This is a genomic window from Kribbella sp. NPDC003557 (genome assembly GCF_040610805.1).
In the GTDB taxonomy this organism is placed as follows: domain Bacteria; phylum Actinomycetota; class Actinomycetes; order Propionibacteriales; family Kribbellaceae; genus Kribbella.
In genome coordinates this window covers 20,305-36,012 of sequence record NZ_JBEXMY010000018.1, presented here as the reverse complement: position 1 = coordinate 36,012, position 15,708 = coordinate 20,305, and the positions used below count along the sequence as shown (strand labels likewise).

Here is a 15,708-nt window from a genome sequence, read left to right as displayed (position 1 = left end):
AGCTGAACCCCGAAGCTGAACCCCGAAGCTGAACCCGAGAGGCGGAGCCCGGCCGGTGGAGCCTGGTGTGCTACTCGGTGGCTGTGGTGAGGGTCAGGGCTTGGCGGCGGACGGTGGGGGAGGGGTGGTTGCGGAGGGCAACTAGGAGGCGGCGCCAGTCGGGGGACCAGCCGCCGCGTGGGCCTGCGGCCTTCAGGAGGGCGTGGGTCAGGAGGCCGGACGCCAGGTCGGGGGACTCGAGGAGCGTTTCGGCAACGGGTAGCAGGACGGCGGGTGTCCACGTTGATTCCGTTGCCGAGAGGCGAACGCGGACCAGGTCGGCGGCCGTGACTGCGGCGAGCGGGTCGTCGGCGACCAGTTCGCGCACCGAGTCAACCAGTCCGCTCAGGTCGTCAACAGCATGTGAGAGGACCAGGAGTTGCAGGCGCAGTTCAAGGAAGTCCCCGGACAGCTCGTCAGCTACTGCTCGCAGATGACTGCGGACGTCGCCGGAGCGGTTGCTGAACTCAACGGACAGCTGACCCACCAAATACGTCAGCCGCTGGCGCGCCGGATGATCCCGATCCGGCAGCGCATCGGGTAGCGCAGGATCCCCCTCCATCCGCACCAACAGCCGGACAACCTCCACCACCTCGTCCGAACCGGAAGGCGCATCCGTCGCAAAGAACGAGACGAGCGTCGAAACGGCATCCCGCCACACCCGACCCCGCAGATCCAGCCGGCTGATGAAGTCCGCGCAGACCCGCGCAGCAGCGGAGTTGTACCGTGCCCACCCTCGCAGCGCGAGCAACGCCGCCCCAACGACCTCAGGCTCGCTACGAGTCGTCACAGCGATCAACAGATCGGCGTACCGCGACCTATACGCCACAGGTACGTCGTAAGCACGCCGCAGTGTCAACGCCGTGGCGGTAGCCGGCGAGTCGTGGACAGCCTGCTCAAGCACCGCCCACGCTGCCGGGTCGTACAGCAGGTACTGCGACACAGTCCGCGCAATAGCCGCCCGCACATCCCGGTGCGCACCGGACCACGTCTCCGTCAGCACGGCACCGGCCCCCGGCGCCCGTAGCTCACCGAGCAGCCGCACTGCCTCCTTCCGCGACGTCACCTTCACACCGTCGCCAGAAAGCACAGGCTGAAGCAGCCCGGGCAGCAGACTCGGCCGCACGAACCGCGCCGCCCGCGCAGCCGCGTACACCGCGACCCGCGCGCGATCGTCGCCGGCGTGCGCGAGCAGCAAAGGCATAGCCAGGTCAGGCCGTTCCGTCCACGCCAGCGCTGCCAGCGCAGCCTCCTGCAGCAGTACGTCTTCACTCGCGAGGAACTCGTCCAACGCAGCCCGCCCCGCCACCGGTACGCGACCCAGCGTCTTCACCGCCAACGCCCGGTACCACTCCGGCATCCGCTCGTCCCGTGCGACGCCGACGAGCAACTCGGCGTACCGTGCCTGCTGTCGTGGCAGCCACTGCCGCAGCGCATAGCTGGGCACCTCCCACGCAGCGCTGTTCCGATCGAACCGACGGATCCGGTCCGCCGCGGCGAACACAACATCGAGCAGATCGGTGCGTAGTTCGGTAACGACCCACCACACCGGATGCCAGCGAGCCATCCGCACGTCCCGGGCGATGATCTCCTCGACGCGGTGAGAGCGGGTCGCCGGTGCGTCCAGCCAGTACCGGCAGGCCGACTGAACGGTGTACTCCTGGTTCGACCAGACCGCCTGCGACAGCACCTCCTGCAACGGCTCCAACGACCAGGCCCGACGGCCGAAGGCACCAGCCACCGCAAGCGCCAGCCCGAACTCGTTCCGCTTCGCCGCCGCCTCGATCGAAGGCCGCAGCGCGTCGTACACCTGGACGTCATGCCCGCGCGGCAAACCGTCGACCAGCCCGTACAGACTGAGCGAGCCCGTGTTCTCGGACAGCCGCGCGTGCGCCTGGAGCCCCCACTCCAGTACGCCGGGCCGGTCATCGACCGCGCCGCGGACGACAGCATGCTCGGCCAGTTGCGTCAGCGCCCGCCGCGTCGCCCACGAGACGTCTCGTGCGGCCAGCGCATCGCTGAGCAACAAGTCCAGCGACCCGACCAGCGCATCCGTCAACAGCGATGGTGGCAACTCCACGACAGCCTGTACGGCGTTGAGCCGCACTGTGTCCTGATCGTTGCGCACCCGGCCGGCTGCCCACGCCACGGCCTGCATGACCTGCTCGGGTCGCCTGCCGTACCCGGCCGAGCGGATCACTGCCTGGTACACCGAGCTGCGGACCGCCGCGTCCGGATCACGCACCTCCGGCTCCAGCAGCGCAAAGGCCTCGTCGAACGGCAGATGACCGGCGACACCGCGCCGCCACGACCCGTCTTCACTGGCCGGCAGCGTCAGCATCCGGCGTGTCTGCTCAGTGCGCACCGCATGCGGCAACGCCGCCAACAGCTCGGCACTCAGCTGCGCCTGCCCCAAGTCGACGTGCTGCGTCACGGCGGCAAAGACCGCTCCTCGCCGCGACGGTGGTAGCGCGTCCAGGGAGCCCCCGAGTCGCGGCCACAGGACCCTGCCGAGACTGATCAGCTCCTCGTCGGAGTACCTGTGCAGGCGACGCCGGAACGCCGGGGTCAGCGCCCGTGTCACCACCCGGCGGCGATCAGGCGCCAGCAGCAGCTCCAGCACACCTGTCGGGTCCCGATCGGTCAGCGGGCCGAGAATGTCGAGCACTGCGACCGGGAGGTCGTGAGCCGGCACCGCCTCCTTGATCAGCTCCAGGACTGCGTCAGGCGCATGCCCGAGAGCCGCGGTGACACCGTGGCCGACGCCCTGCCACCACTCGTCGTCAGCCGGGAGCGTCTGGCGTGCGAAGACCAGTACTTCCTCCGGGTGATGCTTCGCGAGCTGACGCCAACCACCTGGCGTCACGCAGTACGCCAGCTCGGGCAGGAGCCGCGCCACGGTCTCCCGGTCCGTCGCGGCGAGCAGCCCGGTCGCCGCTACGTCACCCCACCGCGCCCGGTGCTCGTCGATCAGCCGTACGGCGAGGTGCTCGCGCCGCTGTCGCCGTACCAGGGCCACCAGCCTCGACCGCAGCGCCGCGGGCGCGTCGTCGTACACGATCCGCAGGTCGTCGTCCGCGACCGGCACCCCGCGCGCGACCGCCGCGAGGGCCCGGCTCTGCACGGCCGGATCCGGGTCGCGAAGCATCCGGCTGACGTACGGCGCCTGCCGTGCGACCTCGGCGATCTGCAGGCCGAGGACGCGCTCGAACGCGGTGCCCCGCGCCAACTCGTCGAGGAGTCCGATCAGTTCCGGCGCCCGGTCGGCGAGCAGGCGTACGCGCTGTCCGCGCGAGAGTCCGTCGATCGATCGCAGCAGCTCGGGCAGACGCATGCGCCCATCCTGCCCAATGGGTGGTGTCAGCGTTTCGCCGACGCGTCCAGGATCATCGTCGCGGCCTCCCGGGCACGCAGCGCGGGATCGGCCGAGCCGGAGATCGCGGCCCGGGTGATCGCCCCTTCGCTGAGCAGGATCAGGTGGTCCGCGAGCCGGTCGGCATCGTCCGCGCCGGCCTCCCGGGCGAGCTGGGTGAGCGCCTGCCGGAACCCTTCCTTGTGCCGCGACGCCATCTCCGCGACCTGCGGCGACACCGCGCCGAGCTCACCGAACGCATTGATGAACGCACAGCCGCGGTAGTCGCGCTGGCTCGACCACGCGTAGAGGAAGTCGAACACCGCGAGGATGCGCTCGCGCGGATCGGTCTGCGCCTCCACGTGTTCGGCGAGCATCGACTGCCAGAGCGCGTCCCGGCGGTCCAGGTATGCCTCGATCAGCGCGTCCTTCGACGGGAAGAGCTGGTACAGCCGCTTCAGCGACACCCCGGACGCCGCCCGGATCGCGTCCATCCCGACCGACTGCACGCCGCGCTCGTAGAACAGCGCGTCGGCCGCGTCCAGCACCTGCTGCTGCGCGGTCGCCGTGTCCAGAACCATTGCCGCCTCCCGGGGTGACCCGCGCCACCTTGCGCGGAGAACCATCGTTCTCCTACAGTAGCAAACGCACCGGAGAACGAGCGTTCTCCGCGATCGACAGGAGGATGACCATGACCGTTCTCGAACCCGCCGCGCAGGCCTTCGCCGAGGCGACTTCCAAGCCCCCGTTCCTGTTCCAGTTGTCGCCCGAGGAGGGCCGCAAGGCCGTCGACGAGGCGCAGACCACCGACTACCCGAAGCTCCCGGTCGACGAGGAGTGGGTGACCGCCGCGGACGGCACCAAGGCACGGATCGTCAGGCCGCAGGGCGCGACCGGCGTACTGCCCGTCATCCTCTACATCCACGGCGCCGGCTGGGTGTTCGGCGACGCGCACACCCACGACCGGCTGGTGCGCGAACTCGCCGTCGGCGCGGGCGCCGCGGTGGTGTTCCCGGAGTACGACCGGTCGCCCGAGGTGCGCTACCCGCACGCGCTCGAGCAGAGCTACGCGGTCGCCCGCTGGATCATTGCCTCCGGCAAGGAGCACGGCCTGGACGCGCAGCGGCTGGCGATCGCGGGCGACTCCGTCGGCGGCAACATGACGGCGGCCGTCACGCTGCTCGCGAAGGAGCGCGGCGACGTGAAGTTCGTCCAGCAGGTGCTGTTCTACCCGGTGACCGACGCGTCGTTCGACACCGCGTCGTACAAGGAGTTCGCCGAGGGGTACTTCCTGCAGCTGGACGGGATGAAGTGGTTCTGGGACCAGTACACGACCGACGAGAACGAGCGGAACCAGATCACCGCGTCACCGCTGCGGGCGACGACCGAGCAGCTGAAGGGCCTGCCGCCGGCGCTCGTCATCACGGGTGAGGCCGACGTCCTGCGCGACGAGGGCGAGGCGTACGCCGCGAAGCTGCTCGAGGCCGGCGTGCCGACCACCGCGGTCCGGTTCGCGGCGATCATCCACGACTTCGTGATGCTGGACGCGCTCCGCGACACCTACGCCGCGAACGCCGCGATCGAGCTGGCGATCTCGACCCTGCGCAAGGCGCTCAACTGACCCGTTCGAGCTCCGCGAACGCGTCGGCGAGCTTCGGCAAGGTGTAGTGGGCATTCAGGCCGCTCGGATTCGGCAGGATCCAGACTCTGGTCGTGCCGATCGTCCGGTCCTGCTTGCCCACTGCCGCCGTCCGGTCCCCGAACGCGTCCCGGTACGCCGTGACGCCGAGGACGGCCAGCCACTCGGGCCGTACGTCGAGCACCTTCCGAACCAGGCTCTCCCCGCCCGCGACGAGCTCGGTGCGCGTCAGCTCGGCCGCCTTCGCCGACGGCCGGTCGACCACGTTGGTGATCCCGAGCCGGTAGGTCAGCAACTCCTGCTGGTCACTCGGGTGCAGCTGCCGCGGCGTGAACCCGCTGAGGTGCAGCGCCGGCCAGAACCGGTTGCCCGGCCGGGCGAAGTGATGCCCTGTCGCCGCCGACATCAGGCCGGGGTTGATCCCACAGAACAGCACCCGCAACCCGGGGGCGATCACATCCGGAATCCCGTCCACTCCGCACAGCCTAGGTGGTACCGACGTAGGTTGGGCGCATGCCTGATTGGTCTGCGCGGTTGAACGAGTTGGCGGTGGCGGCCGAGGTCACCGGTGCGGTGCTCGGCATCTGGCACGACGGCGAGACGACGATCGTGCCGTACGGCGTCCTGAACGCAGCGACCGGCGTGGAGACCACCGCCGACTCGCTGTTCCAGATCGGCTCGATCAGCAAGCCGTGGACCGCGTCGATGATCGTCCAGCTGGCCGCCGAGGAGCGGCTGCGGCTGGACGACCCGATCGTCAAACTGTTGCCCGAGGCACCTGTCGATCCACGGATCACGGTCCGTCACCTGCTGACCCACACCAGCGGGATCGACGGCGACCTGTTCACCGACACCGGCCGCGGCGACGACTGCCTGCAGCGGTACGTCGCCCTGCTCACCGGCGTCGACCAGCTCTTCGAGCCCGGTACGGCGTACTCGTACTGCAACGCCGGATTCGTCCTGCTCGGCCGGCTGATCGAGGTCCTCGACGGCCGGACCTGGGACGCGGCGCTCAAGGCACGCCTGGTCGAGCCGCTCGGCCTCACCCACACGGTGACGCTGCCGGAGGAGGCGATCCTGGAACGCGCCGCGGTCGGTCACCTGGCCACGGACGGCTCGCGGGTGAAGACGTGGCAGCTGCCGCGCAGCATCGGACCGGCCGGGACGATCAGCGCGAGCGCCGCCGACCTGCTCGAGTTCGCCCGGACGCATCTGACCGACGAGCGGTACGCGGCCATGCAGGAGCCGCAGGTCCCGTACGCGGCCGGCATCGGCGGCTTCGTCGACCTCGGCCTGACCTGGCGGATCTACGACTGGGGCGGCCGCCGGCTGTTCGGGCACGACGGGTCGACGATTTCCCAGCTGGCGTTCCTGCGGGTCGATCCGGAGGCGCGACTGGTGATGTGCCTGCTGACCAACTCCGGCAACGGCACCCGCCTGTTCGAGCCGCTCGCGTCCGAGGTGTTCACGGAGTACGCCGGGGTCCCGCATCCGCCCGCGCCGCAGCCGATCGACGGACCCGTCGACGACCGGCACGCCGGACGGTACGAGCGCGCCAGCGTACGGCTCGATGTCGCGAAGCGTGACGACGGACTGGTGATGGTCTACACCGCGACCGGCGACCGGCTGCTGTTCTCCGAGGACCCGGTGCACGAGTACGAGCTGCGACCGACCGAACCCGCCGACGGCGACCATTTCGTCACCCGCGAGTCCGCGGCGCACCCGTGGGTGCCGGTCACGTTCACGCCGGCGCACGTGTTCACGTCCGGCCGGGTCACGCCCCGGCGATGAGATATCCCTTAGCGATTTGGGGTGAGCGAGCTAACGTCATCAGGGTGACTAGTGCACCTGCTGAACTTCCTCGTAAGGCCGGTGACCTCCGGGCCGCCGGATATCTTCCCCGGTCGATCAAGGCCGAGATCCGTGACAACCTGCTGAAAGAACTCCGGGCCGGGCGTGATCCCTGGCCCGGCATCGTCGGTTTCACCCGCACGGTGATCCCGCAACTCGAACGTGCCCTGCTCGCGGGGCACGACGTCGTCCTGCTCGGCGAGCGCGGCCAGGGCAAGACCCGGCTGCTGCGCACGCTGGTCGGCCTGCTCGACGAGTGGACCCCGGTGATCGAGGGCGCGGAGCTCCCCGAGCACCCGCTCGACCCGATCACGCCGGCCTCCCGCCGCCGCGCCGCCGAGCTCGGCGACGACCTGCCGGTCGCCTGGCTGCACCGCTCGCTGCGGTACGCCGAGAAGCTGGCCACGCCGGACACGAGCGTCGGTGACCTGATCGGCGACGTGGACCCGGTGAAGGTTGCCGAGGGCCGCAGCCTCGGCGACCCGGAGACCATCCACTTCGGGCTGGTGCCGCGCTCGCACCGCGGCATCGTCGCGATCAACGAGCTGCCCGACCTCGCCGAGCGGATCCAGGTCGCGCTGCTGAACGTGATGGAGGAGCGCGACATCCAGGTCCGCGGGTACACGCTGCGGCTGCCGCTCGACGTGTTGCTGGTGGCAACGGCCAACCCCGAGGACTACACCAACCGCGGCCGGATCATCACGCCGCTGAAGGACCGCTTCGGCGCCGAGGTCCGGACCCACTACCCGCTCGACATCGACGCCGAGGTGGACGTGATCCGGCAGGAGGCCGAGTTCACCGCCGAGGTCGGCGAGCCGCTGCTGGAGGTGCTGGCCCGGTTCGTCCGGCACCTGCGCGAGTCGACGTCGATCGACCAGCGGTCCGGGGTGTCCGCCCGGTTCGCGGTCGCCGCGGCCGAGACGATCGCCGCCGCCGCGCTGCGCCGGTCCGCGATCACGGGTGAGGAGCCCGCGGTGGCCCGGCCGGTCGACCTCGAAGCGGTGCCCGCCGTACTGCGGGGCAAGCTCGAGTTCGAGCCGGGTGAGGAAGGGCGCGAGATCGAGCTGCTCGAGTACCTGCTGCGCCGCTCGGTGGCCGACACCGCGCGCGAGCGGTTCGCGGGCCTCGACCTCACCCCGCTGGCCCATGCCGTTGCCGACGGCAACCTCGTGACGACCGGCGAGCGGGTGCCCGGCCGGGAGGTGCTGGCCGCGCTGCCCGAGCTGCCGGTGCTGCACGACGTCGCCGCGCGCGCCGGGGTGGAGCCGGACGACTCGTCCGGCCGGATCGCCGCCGCGGTCGAGCTGGCCCTGGAGATGCTGTACCTGTCGAAACGGGTGGCGAAGGACGCCGACAACGACACCACGATCTACGGGGCCTGACATGTCGGCATCGATCCCGGAAGGCTGGTCCTACGGACCGTGGCACGACGGGCCGGATCCGCTCCAGGCGCCCGCGGACCTGCGGGACGCGCTGGACGAGATCGGCCGGGACGTGATGAACGGCTCGTCGCCGCGGTCCGCGCTGGAGGAGATGCTCCGGCGTGGCACCCGGAACACCCAGGGCCTCGACGACCTGACCCGCCGGCTGTGGGAGCGCCGCCGCGAGATCCAGCAGCGGCACAACCTCGACGGCACCCTGCGGGACGTCCAGCGGCTGCTGAACGAGGCGCTCGAGGCGGAGCGGCGCGAGCTGTTCCCGAACCCGTCCGACGACGCGCGGTTCAAGGAGGCCGAGCTCGACGCACTCCCGTCCGGCACGGCGGCCGCGGTCCGGGAGCTGGCGAACTACCAATGGGAGTCGTCGGAGGCCCGACAGAAGTACGAGCAGATCCGCGAGCTGCTCGGCAAGGAGTTGCTCGGCTCGCGGTTCGAGGGCATGAAGGAGGCTCTGCAGCAGACGACGCCCGAGGACGTCGAGCGGATCAACGAGATGCTCTCGGACCTGAATGCGCTGCTCGCGGCGCACGCCCAGGGGCGTCCCGACGTACCCCAGCTGTTCGACGAGTTCATGGCCAAGCACGGCGAGTTCTTCCCGGAGAACCCGCGCAATGTCGACGAGCTGATCGACGTGCTCGCGCAGCGGGCGGCCGCGGCGCAACGGATGCTGAACTCGATGACGCCCGAGCAGCGGGCGGAGCTGATGGAGCTGTCGCAGCAGGCGTTCGGCAGTCCGCAGCTCGCGCAGCAGTTGTCGCAGCTGGACGCCCAGCTGCAGGCGCTGCGGCCGGGGGAGGACTGGTACGGATCCGAGCAGATGAGCGGTGACGATCCGCTCGGCCTCGCCGACGGCGCCCGCGCGATGTCCGATCTCGCGGAGCTGGACGCGCTCGCCGAGCAGTTGGCCCAGTCGTACCCGGGGGCGCGGCTGGAGGACATCGATCTCGACGCGCTCACCCGTCAGTTGGGCGACGAGGCGACGGTCGACGCGCGCCGGCTGAGCGAGCTGGAACGGCAACTGCGGGATCAGGGTCTGATCGAGCGGGCGCCCGATGGCTCGCTGCGGTTGTCGCCGAAGGCGTTGCGTCAGCTAGGGCAGACGGCGCTGGCCGACGTACTGCGGACGGCGCGCGGCTCCGGTGAGCGGGACGCGGCCAACGCGGGCGCGGCGGGTGAGTTGAGCGGATCGACGCGTCCGTGGGAGTTCGGCGACACCCAGCCGTGGGACGTGCCGCGCACCGTGCGGAACGCCGTACTGCGCACGGCCTCGCGCAGCGGTTCGGTGAAGCTCGACGTCGCGGACGTGGAGATCGCCGAGACGGAGCACCGGGCGCGGGCCGCGGTGGCGCTGCTGGTCGACACGTCGTGGTCGATGGTGCAGGAGGGCCGCTGGCTGCCGATGAAGCGGACGGCGCTCGCGTTGCACCAGCTCATCTCGACGCGCTACCGCAACGACGCGCTGCAGCTGATCACCTTCGGCCGGTACGCCGGGGTGGTGGAGCTGCCGCAGCTGATCGGTATGGAGGGCACCTGGGAGCAGGGCACGAACGCGCACCACGCGCTGCTCCTCGCCGGCCGGCACCTGCGGCGGCACCCCGACGCGCAGCCGGTCGTGCTGATGGTGACGGACGGGGAGCCGACCGCGCACCTGGAGCCCGACGGTACGGCGGAGTTCTCCTACCCACCCGAGCCGGCGACGCTCCGCAAGACGATCTTCGAGGTCGACCGGCTGGCCAAGCTCGGCGCCTCGCTGACCGTCTTCCGGCTCGGCGACGACCCGCGGCTGAACGCGTTCGTCGACCTGCTCGCCCGCCGCAGCGGCGGCCGGGTCCTCGCGCCGGACGCCGACGGCCTGGGCGCCGCGGTGGTCGGCGACTACCTCCGGACGCGCCGGAAGCTGTAAACCGGACAGCGAAAGCGGACCTTGGACCCGGGACATCCCGGTCCAAGGTCCGCTGCGTTGTGGGCGGATCGCTGGTTGGCTGGGAATCGTTGGAAACAGGGTCGGTTGTCCTGCGTTGTCAACGCTGTAAGGGTTTTCCGGCCTTCGAGCTGTGGGAAGCGTCACGTCGCGATAGTGAGACCAGTGTTCAACTGGACTGATTTTTGGGCTTACCCTGAAAGCACGCCCCCGCCGCCGGAGTCGACGGGCCAGCGGGCCATCTTCCCGTGCCTGAAACACGCAACAAACACCCGCCTGCAACCCAGGGAGTGACCGTGCCGAAACTCGTCTACGACTTCGCCGAAGGCAACAAGGACATGAAGGAGCTGCTCGGCGGAAAGGGCGCGAATCTCGCCGAGATGACCAACCTCGGCCTGCCGGTGCCGCCGGGGTTCACCATCACCACCGACGCCTGCCGTGCGTACCTGGAGACCGGCGCGGTGCCGGCCGAGCTGGCCGAGGAGATCGACCGGCACGTCGACCTGCTGCAGCAGAAGATGGGCAAGAAGCTCGGCCAGGCCGACGACCCGTTGCTGGTCTCGGTGCGCTCCGGCGCGGCCGCGTCGATGCCCGGGATGATGGAGACGGTCCTGAACGTCGGGCTCAACGACGACTCGGTGAACGGGCTGGCCCACCACTCCGGCAACCCGCGGTTCGCCTGGGACGCGTACCGGCGGCTGATCCAGATGTTCGGCAAGACCGTGCTGGACATGGACGGCGAGGTGTTCGAGCAGGCGCTCGACGCCGCCAAGGACGCGAAGGGCGCGCGGACCGACCTCGACCTGGACGCCGACGACCTGAAGGCGCTCGTCGAGACCTTCAAGCAGGCTGTCCACGACCACACCGGCCGCGAGTTCCCGCAGGACCCGCGGACCCAGATGGACCTCGCGATCGAGGCCGTCTTCGGTTCCTGGAACTCCGAGCGCGCGATCCTCTACCGCCGCCAGGAGCGGATCCCCGCCGACCTCGGCACGGCGGTGAACATCTGCTCGATGGTGTTCGGCAACCTCGGCATGGACTCCGGCACCGGCGTCGCGTTCACCCGCGACCCGGCGAGCGGCCAGCAGGGCGTGTACGGCGACTACCTGCAGAACGCGCAGGGCGAGGACGTGGTGGCGGGCATCCGCAACACGGTCCCGCTCGCCGACCTCGAGCAGATCGACAAGACGTCGTACGACGACCTGATGGGCATCATGGCCACGCTCGAGGGCCACTACCGGGACCTGTGCGACATCGAGTTCACCGTCGAGCGCGGCAAGCTGTGGATGCTGCAGACCCGGGTCGGCAAGCGGACCGCGGCGGCCGCGTTCCGGATCGCGACCAGCCTGGTCGACGAGGGCGTGATCGACACCGACGAGGCGCTGCGCCGGGTGAAGGGCGCGCAGCTCGCGCAGCTGATGTTCCCGCGGTTCGACGCCGACGCCGGCAAGGACCGGATCACCAAGGCGATCGGCGCCTCGCCGGGCGCGGCGTCGGGCAAGGTCGTGTTCACGTCGGCCGCCGCCGTCGAGGCCGCGGACAACGGCGACAAGGTGATCCTGGTCCGACGCGAGACCAACCCGGACGACCTGCACGGCATGATCGCGGCGCAGGGCATCCTGACCAGCCGCGGCGGCAAGACCTCGCACGCGGCCGTGGTCGCCCGCGGCATGGGCAAGACCTGTGTCTGCGGCGCCGAGGAACTCGACGTGAACGTTGCCCAGGGCACGATCAAGGTGAACGGCACCGTGATCGAGGCGGGGGAGCTGATCTCGATCGACGGCACCACCGGTGAGGTGTTCCGCGGCGAGGTCCCGGTCGTCCCGTCGCCGGTCGTGCAGTACTTCGAGGGCACGCTGGCGCCGGACGCCGGCGACGAGCTGGTCGCGTCGGTGCACCGCCTGATCACGCACGCGGACGAGGTCCGGCGGCTCGGCGTCCGGACCAACGCGGACACCGCCGACGACGCGGCCCGGGCGCGGCGGTTCGGGGCCGAGGGGATCGGGCTGTGCCGGACCGAGCACATGTTCCTGGGGGAGCGGCGGGAATCCGTCGAGCGGCTGATCCTGGCCGACAACGACGCCGACCGCGAGGCCGCGCTGGCCGAGCTCGAGCCCCTGCAGCGCGGGGACTTCCTGGAGCTGCTGGAGGCGATGGACGGGCTGCCGGTGACGATCCGGCTGATCGACCCGCCGCTGCACGAGTTCCTGCCGTCGATGGAGGAGCTGGCGGTGAAGGTCGCGGTGGCGCGCGAGCGGGGTTCGGCTTCGGACCACGACGAGAAGTTGCTGGCCGCGGTCGAGCGGCTGCACGAGCAGAACCCGATGCTCGGGCTGCGCGGGGTGCGGCTCGGGCTGGTGATCCCGGGTCTGTTCGCGATGCAGGTCCGGGCGATCGCGGAAGCGGCCGTCGAGCTGCGCGGGCGGGGCAAGGACCCGCAGCCGGAGATCATGATCCCGCTGGTCGGCGCCATCCAGGAGTTGCACCTGGCCCGCGACGAGGTCGAACGCGTCCTCGCCGAGGCCGGCACCGCCGGGGAGATCCCGATCGGCACGATGATCGAGCTGCCGCGGGCCGCGGTGATCGCGGACCAGATCGCGGAGGCGGCCGACTTCTTCTCGTTCGGCACCAACGACCTGACACAGACCACCTGGGGCTTCAGCCGCGACGACGTCGAGGGCGCGTTCTTCTCCCGGTACCTGGAGAAGGGCATCTTCGCGGTGTCGCCGTTCGAGTCGATCGACCGCGAGGGCGTCGGCGCGCTGGTCCGCACCGGCGTGGACCGCGGCCGGGCGACCAAGCCGGACCTGAAGCTCGGCGTCTGCGGCGAGCACGGCGGCGACCCCGACAGCATCCACTTCTTCCACGAGGCGGGCCTCGACTACGTCTCCTGCTCCCCGTTCCGCATCCCGGTAGCCCGGCTGGAGGCAGGCCGGGCGACGCTGGACTGACGCCGGGGCGCGCTACCGTGCGGCGGTGAGCCTACGCACGACGTTCGGTGAGGATCCAGAGCTGTACGACCGCGTCCGGCCGACGTACCCGCGCGAGCTCTTCGACGAGCTCGCGCGGATAGTCGGTGACCGCCCGAAGGTCCTGGAGATCGGCCCCGGCACCGGCCAGGCGACCGCGGCGATGGTCGAACGCGGCTGGCAGGTCACGGCCGTCGAACTCAGCCCCGGCCTCGCGGGAGTTCTGCGGCACAAGCTCCCCGCGATCGAGGTGATCGTCGCGGACTTCGACACCTGGCCGCTCCCGCCGCCGTCGTACGACCTGGTCATCTCGGCGACCGCGTTCCATTGGCTCGACCCGCAGACGCGTGTCCGGCGCTGCGTGGAGCTGCTGCGGCCGGGTGGGGCGTTGGCGGTCGTGTCGACGCATCATGTCGCGGGCGGGTCCGAGCAGTTCTTCGCCGACGTGCAGTCCTGCTACGAACGGTTCACCGACGACGCGACGGCGGACGGGCTGCCGGACGCGGACGACGTACCGGAGGATCCGGCAAACCTTGCGAAAACAGGGCTTTTCGGGTCTGTCGAGTTCCACAGGTTTGTCTGGAATGCGGACTATTCGACGGCCGAATATCTCGAACTTCTGTCCTCGTATTCGGGTCACCGGGCCTTGACAACCGAGCGGCGTGACGGACTGTACGACTGCATCGGCGCTCGCATCGACGCGGCCGGGGGATCGGTCACGAAGCGTTACCTGAATCAACTGTCCGTAGGAAATTCCCTTAACCAAACCCTTGCGTAGCGGCCGGTCGGCTGGTGAGAATATCCGGGCGGGAAGGGAGATCACTCGTCGACTTTCGGGTCTGACCTGAACCAGCCGCTGTGGCGGCTCGTGACTCCCTTTCCCGCACCAAATCCTTTGTGTTCAAGGCCATTGTAGAGTTCTGGGCATGGCCCAATATGTCGTGCAGTTGCGCTTCGACGTCGCCGAGACCGACCGCCGGATGGAGGTCCGTCCGGCCCACCGCGAGTACCTCGCCGAGCTGAAGGCGGCCGGCAAGCTCGTCGCCGCCGGCCCGTTCACCGACCAGACCGGCGCGCTGCTCGTGTACGACGTCGCGGACGAGGCCGAGCTCCGCGACATCCTCGCCAAGGACCCGTACACGCCGGCCAACGTCTACGAGATCGCGACCCTCGCCGAGTGGCAGCCGCTGTTCCCGTTCAGCTAACGCTGGAGGGAGGCGAGCAGCGCCAGAGTCTTCGCCCAGCCCTGGCGTAGCGCGGCTTCGTTGGCGGGCCGGCTCCCGCCCAGGTCGTACGGGCCGATGATCGGGTGGTTGATCTTCGTGCCGTGCGGCAGGTACGGCGCGCCGCCGACACCGTGGCCTGCGGCGTCCACGATCACCGCCTCGTGGGGGAAGGTGCTGTGCGCTTCGTCGAGGCGCAGCATGATCAACTCCGCGGACTGCTTCGAGTCCCACGTGAGATCGCTGCCGCCGGCCACCGCGAGGACCGGTCCGCTCACACCGTCGACAGGGATCGGATCGTTCACCGGCAGCGCCTTGCCCCGATACGTCCAGGCTGCGCCACCCGGATGCGGGAAGGAGCCTGTCACCGAGGCGCCTGGTGCGATCAGCACTGCCCCGTGGACGAGCCGTGGGAAGTGGTCGGCGACCAGGAGCGCGGGCTCACTGCCGAACGACGTGCCCAGCACCACGACGTGCGCCGGGTCGACCTGCGGCTGCTTGCTCAGCCACTGTGCCGCCGCGGCGAAGTACTCGAGCGGAATCTCGCGCAGGTCCTGTGGCACACCCGGCGCGTGGAAGTACGCCAGATCCAGCACCGGGTATCCGTGCGACGCCAGCAGATACGTGCTCGACGGCGGCGGCAGGCCACCTTCGGAACCCCCGAGCAGCAGGACCGCGGGATGCTTGGCGCCGTCCGGCTCCGGGGCGACGTACAGGCCGGTCAGCTTGTCCTTGGCCGTCGTGAGTGGCTTCGCCGTCACACCGGGCGCCACCCAGCGCCGCGTGATCGTCGTACTCGCGAGACGCTTGCCGTCGCGGTCGACGAAGAGGTCGAGGTGTTCCGTCGCCTGACCGTTCTCGACGGGCGGGAGGAACGACTGGTCGTCCGGTGATCCGTCGGGTGGGTTCATCGACCAGAACAGGCCCATGCCGTCGGTGTCGTGGTAGCTCCCGGCCGACGGCTTCGCGGTGTCGAGGTCCACGGTGCCGTGGTCGTCGGCGGTGAACGTCGCCTGACCGTGCCACTTCCGCCCGTCCCGATCCACGGCCTCCGCGCCGACGTCCAGCGGTTTGCCCGCCGGAGCTCCGGTCACCTTGACGTGCACTTGCTGGTCGGCGAGCGTCACCGCCTCGTCGACGGTGAGGGTGACATGGGCTGTGCCAGGCGTGCAGCCGGCGGCCAGCAGGCAGGCGGCCGCGGTCAGAGTCAGCCGGGATCGCCTCATGGATCCAGAGTGGCACTCTGCGGAGTCACTCTGGAGTCACTGTCGAGTC

General features: G+C 70.1%; 11 protein-coding genes. 7 read left to right on the top strand and 4 right to left on the bottom strand.

Annotated elements, in window-relative coordinates:
- Positions 1 to 70: 70 nt before the first annotated feature.
- Both ABZW60_RS41250 and ABZW60_RS41245 read right to left on the bottom strand, forming a co-directional pair.
- Positions 71 to 3,373, bottom strand: coding sequence for a hypothetical protein (locus ABZW60_RS41250; RefSeq protein WP_355486132.1), 3,303 nt, complete (start codon positions 3,371 to 3,373; stop codon positions 71 to 73).
- Positions 3,374 to 3,399: 26 nt separating this feature from the next.
- Positions 3,400 to 3,972 carry a TetR/AcrR family transcriptional regulator gene (locus ABZW60_RS41245; protein ID WP_355486131.1) on the bottom strand — a complete coding sequence of 191 codons (573 nt, stop codon included), beginning with the start codon at positions 3,970 to 3,972 and terminating at the stop codon, positions 3,400 to 3,402.
- Between the two features lie 110 nt (positions 3,973 to 4,082).
- Here ABZW60_RS41245 and ABZW60_RS41240 point away from each other — a divergent pair, with 110 nt between their 5' ends.
- On the top strand, positions 4,083 to 5,012 hold the full coding sequence (locus tag ABZW60_RS41240; RefSeq protein WP_355486130.1) for an alpha/beta hydrolase: 930 nt from the start codon (positions 4,083 to 4,085) through the stop codon (positions 5,010 to 5,012).
- On the opposite strand, the gene mug is transcribed toward ABZW60_RS41240, so the two are convergent.
- Positions 5,005 to 5,505: a G/U mismatch-specific DNA glycosylase gene (gene mug, locus ABZW60_RS41235; protein ID WP_355486129.1), complete on the bottom strand. Its 501-nt coding sequence runs from the start codon at positions 5,503 to 5,505 to the stop codon at positions 5,005 to 5,007. The genes ABZW60_RS41240 and mug overlap by 8 nt on opposite strands.
- A 38-nt stretch (positions 5,506 to 5,543) precedes the next feature.
- On the opposite strand from mug, the gene ABZW60_RS41230 reads away from it, so the two are divergent.
- From ABZW60_RS41230 to ABZW60_RS41205, 6 genes are all read left to right on the top strand, one after another.
- The gene (locus ABZW60_RS41230; protein ID WP_355486128.1) at positions 5,544 to 6,821 is read left to right on the top strand and encodes a serine hydrolase domain-containing protein; all 1,278 of its coding nucleotides are present in this window, start codon (positions 5,544 to 5,546) and stop codon (positions 6,819 to 6,821) included.
- A gap of 44 nt (positions 6,822 to 6,865) precedes the next feature.
- Positions 6,866 to 8,263, top strand: coding sequence for a sigma 54-interacting transcriptional regulator (locus ABZW60_RS41225; protein WP_355486127.1), 1,398 nt, complete (start codon positions 6,866 to 6,868; stop codon positions 8,261 to 8,263).
- A 1-nt stretch (position 8,264) separates the two neighbouring features.
- Complete coding sequence (locus ABZW60_RS41220; RefSeq protein ID WP_355486126.1) at positions 8,265 to 10,223, top strand: VWA domain-containing protein; 1,959 nt, start codon at positions 8,265 to 8,267, stop codon at positions 10,221 to 10,223.
- Positions 10,224 to 10,537: 314 nt separating this feature from the next.
- Positions 10,538 to 13,192, top strand: a complete 2,655-nt coding sequence (gene ppdK / locus ABZW60_RS41215) for a pyruvate, phosphate dikinase (protein WP_355486125.1) — start codon at positions 10,538 to 10,540, stop codon at positions 13,190 to 13,192.
- 25 nt (positions 13,193 to 13,217) lie between these two features.
- The gene (locus ABZW60_RS41210) at positions 13,218 to 13,988 is read left to right on the top strand and encodes a class I SAM-dependent methyltransferase (RefSeq protein WP_355486124.1); all 771 of its coding nucleotides are present in this window, start codon (positions 13,218 to 13,220) and stop codon (positions 13,986 to 13,988) included.
- Between the two features lie 148 nt (positions 13,989 to 14,136).
- Positions 14,137 to 14,415, top strand: a complete 279-nt coding sequence (locus ABZW60_RS41205; RefSeq protein WP_355486123.1) for a muconolactone Delta-isomerase family protein — start codon at positions 14,137 to 14,139, stop codon at positions 14,413 to 14,415.
- Here ABZW60_RS41205 and ABZW60_RS41200 read toward each other — a convergent pair.
- On the bottom strand, positions 14,412 to 15,659 hold the full coding sequence (locus ABZW60_RS41200; RefSeq protein WP_355486122.1) for an acyl-CoA thioesterase/bile acid-CoA:amino acid N-acyltransferase family protein: 1,248 nt from the start codon (positions 15,657 to 15,659) through the stop codon (positions 14,412 to 14,414). The two genes, ABZW60_RS41205 and ABZW60_RS41200, sit on opposite strands and share 4 nt — an antisense overlap.
- Between the last annotated feature and the right edge of the window lie 49 nt (positions 15,660 to 15,708).

Excerpts from the sequence above, each read along its gene's own strand:
- ABZW60_RS41205 (WP_355486123.1), top strand. The coding sequence starts at position 14,137 with ATGGCCCAATATGTCGTGCAGTTGCGCTTCGACGTCGCCGAGACCGAC.
- ABZW60_RS41230 (WP_355486128.1), top strand. The coding sequence starts at position 5,544 with ATGCCTGATTGGTCTGCGCGGTTGAACGAGTTGGCGGTGGCGGCCGAG.
- ABZW60_RS41245 (WP_355486131.1), bottom strand. The coding sequence starts at position 3,972 with ATGGTTCTGGACACGGCGACCGCGCAGCAGCAGGTGCTGGACGCGGCC.
- ABZW60_RS41250 (WP_355486132.1), bottom strand. The coding sequence starts at position 3,373 with ATGCGTCTGCCCGAGCTGCTGCGATCGATCGACGGACTCTCGCGCGGA.
- ABZW60_RS41220 (WP_355486126.1), top strand. The coding sequence starts at position 8,265 with ATGTCGGCATCGATCCCGGAAGGCTGGTCCTACGGACCGTGGCACGAC.
- ABZW60_RS41240 (WP_355486130.1), top strand. The coding sequence starts at position 4,083 with ATGACCGTTCTCGAACCCGCCGCGCAGGCCTTCGCCGAGGCGACTTCC.
- ABZW60_RS41200 (WP_355486122.1), bottom strand. The coding sequence starts at position 15,659 with ATGAGGCGATCCCGGCTGACTCTGACCGCGGCCGCCTGCCTGCTGGCC.